Consider the following 2,505-nt stretch of genomic DNA (forward strand, 5'->3'; position numbering starts at 1 on the left):
CCCGCGCCGCTGAACGCGGTCGCGGTCTCGACCCTCGTCGCGACCAGCGGGTTGTCGGTCATGGATGCCTCACCCCAGCGCCTTCTCGATCGACTGCACCGCACGCGCCACGTCGTCCTCGAAGTCGGCCATGTCGGTGGCCACCCCGCGCACCTCCCGGGCGCTCCGGGTCAGCATCCCCTCCGCGGCGGCGATCGCGGAACCGGCCATGGTCGCCGCGAGCGTGGCCGGTGGCACGAGGAAGGCGCAGAGCACTCCGAATGCGCCGCTGCCCATGTTCGTCGCGCGGCTCGCGTCGGCGGCCACCCGCACGTCGGCGGCCACCTGATCGACGCGCGCGGCGTGCGAGGAGATGAGGTCCGCGTCGATCGCGATGCGTTCAGCCATCGTGCCGCCCTCAGATGGCGATCGTCGTGTCGGCCGACGGCGCCGGGCGGTCGAGCTCGCCCCGCAGGTGGGCGACGGTGGGTGAATCGGCGCCGAAGGCCTCGCTCGCCAGCTCCAGAGCCTTCTCGCCGGCCCGCCGCTGCGCCTCGTTCGCGGTGTGCACGATGAGCCGGCCGAGGTCGCGCGACGGCAGATGGGATGCCGCGTCGGTGAGCTCTACGGCGGCGAGGCGGCCCGAGGCATCCACCGTGACGGTGACCTCGCGTCGCGGTGACGTCGCGACCCCGCGCACGGCGTCGATCTGCCGCCTCAGCTCCGCCGCCCGCTCGGCACGCTCCTGCGCGTCGGCGATCTGCTGCTCGACCGTCGCGATGGCCAGATCCGCATCGAGATCGGCGGAGAAGAAGTCACTCACGCGCGTCAGGTTACGACCGGGGTCGGGCGGGTGACGGCTCTTGTCCACAGGCGGGCGTTGCGCCGCCCGGGGCCGGGTCGGCGTCTGTCAGCGCACCATCCAGGCGAGCAGTGATCGCAGCGCGTCGGCCCCGTCGGCACCGATCTCGGGGTGCCGCGCCACGACGTCGTCCACCTCCCTCGCGACCCAGTCCGGGACGTCCCTCGTGGGGGAGTCGAGGGCGACGGTGTCGAGCTCGGTCACGATCGCGACGGTGCGGCGCCGCAGCTCGAGGTCGGTGATGCGCTCGGGATGTCGGCCGATACCCGTCGCGGTCGCGCCCCAGACGTAGGCGCGCAGCCCGTCGTCGACGGTGTCGACGACGGGCTGCGCGAAGGTCATGGGCGCGGGGATCTCAGTGCGTCGCGTCGTCGCGCCGTGCCACCGGCCGCGCCGTCATGCTGCGGTGCCGTGCCGTCGCGACGCGGAACGCGAAGCCCACGGCGACGCACGCGAGGAAGCTCCAGACGACGAAGGTCAGGACACGCGCGGCGCTGGTGCCGTCGAACAGGAGGTTGGCGGCGACCATCGCGATGATCGCGACGACCACGAGGGCGCCCAGGGCGTAGGGGATGGTGGCGCGAATGACGGGTCCGGTCATCGAAGTCTCCATGCGTCGTTGCGGGAGGTGCTCGGTGGGCCCATAGTAGGGGCGTCGTCGGCCGGCGCCAAGCATCTTGTGCACGACGTCGCCGTCGTGCCATGAGATTCAGCCGGCGGCCACCAGGACGGCGTGTGTTCGGGGACCGACTCCGAGGGTCGCGGCGACAGCCAGCTGGGCGGCGGTGTCGACGTCGCGGCGGAGGGTCGAGGCATCCGACACCGGCAGCACCGCGCACCCGAGGGCCACATGGCGAGCGAACGAGCCGTCGCCGAACGCACTCGCCCACGGCACCCCCGCGCCCGCGGTGACGAGCGTCGATCCGGTGCCCTCCGCGTCGGCGACGACGGCGCGGTCGACGGATGCCGCGGCCGCCAGCGCCGCGTCGAGATCGCCTGAGCGCAGCGCCGGCAGGTCGCCGAGGAGCGCCGCGCGGTGGGCGGTGGCGGCGGCCGCCACGCCGCGTGCGATCGCGGCATCCAACCCCCGTGCCTCGCCCTCATCGATCACGCGCACGCGGCCGGACGCCGCCGACGCGCGAAGCTCCGCGTCGTCGGTCACCACGATCACCTCGGCGACCCGGTGCGCCGCGGCGGCCGCGGCGATCGTGTCGAGCGCGATCGCGCGGGCGAGGGCGGCGCGGTCGGCGACGCGCAGGCGCGACTTGCCCACCGACGTCGGCTTCACGGGCACGACGACGGTGAACAGCGGCGGCGGGGCGGCGGTCACGCTCCGAAACGGGCGCGCAGGCGCGGCAGGATCTCGGTGCCGTAGGTGCGCAGGAAGGTCTCCTGGTCGAAGCCCGGGTCGTGGAACACGAGGTGACGGAAGCCGAGCTCGGCGTAGCGGGAGATCTGCTCGACGTGCTCGTCGGGGTCGGTCGACACGATGAAGCGCGAGGCGGCCCGTTCGATCGGCAGCTCGGCGGCGCGGCGCTGCATCTCGATCGGGTCGTGCACGTCGCGCTTCTCCTCGGGGGAGAGCGCGAGCGGTGCCCAGAAGCGGGTCTTCTCGAGCGCGGTCTCGCGGTCGTCGGCGAGCGACACCTTCACCTCGATGAGGG

At 73.5% G+C, this 2,505-nt stretch carries 5 protein-coding genes and 1 pseudogene; all 6 read right to left on the reverse strand.

Going from position 1 to position 2,505, the window contains the following annotated elements; genetic code table 11:
- Window positions 1-69: 69 nt before the first annotated feature.
- Complete coding sequence (locus tag ASG00_RS11505) at window positions 70-387, reverse strand: hypothetical protein (protein WP_056209710.1); 318 nt, start codon at window positions 385-387, stop codon at window positions 70-72.
- A gap of 10 nt (window positions 388-397) precedes the next feature.
- Entirely contained in the window at window positions 398-802 is a 405-nt protein-coding gene (locus tag ASG00_RS11510; RefSeq protein ID WP_162237865.1) for a YbaB/EbfC family nucleoid-associated protein, read from the reverse strand.
- A gap of 87 nt (window positions 803-889) precedes the next feature.
- A complete protein-coding gene (locus tag ASG00_RS11515) occupies window positions 890-1,183 on the reverse strand; it encodes a hypothetical protein (RefSeq protein WP_045247472.1) in 294 nt (97 codons plus the stop codon).
- Window positions 1,184-1,196: 13 nt separating this feature from the next.
- Entirely contained in the window at window positions 1,197-1,442 is a 246-nt protein-coding gene (locus ASG00_RS11520; protein ID WP_056209717.1) for a hypothetical protein, read from the reverse strand.
- 108 nt (window positions 1,443-1,550) lie between these two features.
- A complete protein-coding gene (gene cofC / locus ASG00_RS11525) occupies window positions 1,551-2,171 on the reverse strand; it encodes a 2-phospho-L-lactate guanylyltransferase (RefSeq protein ID WP_056209720.1) in 621 nt (206 codons plus the stop codon).
- Window positions 2,168-2,505: pseudogene (locus ASG00_RS18275) on the reverse strand (F420-dependent glucose-6-phosphate dehydrogenase); the annotation flags it as partial. The pseudogene ASG00_RS18275 and the gene cofC, both read right to left, overlap by 4 nt.

Source organism: Microbacterium sp. Leaf351, from assembly GCF_001423825.1.
Taxonomy (GTDB): Bacteria; Actinomycetota; Actinomycetes; order Actinomycetales; family Microbacteriaceae; genus Microbacterium; species Microbacterium ginsengisoli.

Coding starts and splice junctions, on each gene's coding strand:
- ASG00_RS11520 (WP_056209717.1), bottom strand. CDS start 1,442: ATGACCGGACCCGTCATTCGCGCCACCATCCCCTACGCCCTGGGCGCC.
- ASG00_RS11515 (WP_045247472.1), bottom strand. CDS start 1,183: ATGACCTTCGCGCAGCCCGTCGTCGACACCGTCGACGACGGGCTGCGC.
- ASG00_RS11505 (WP_056209710.1), bottom strand. CDS start 387: ATGGCTGAACGCATCGCGATCGACGCGGACCTCATCTCCTCGCACGCC.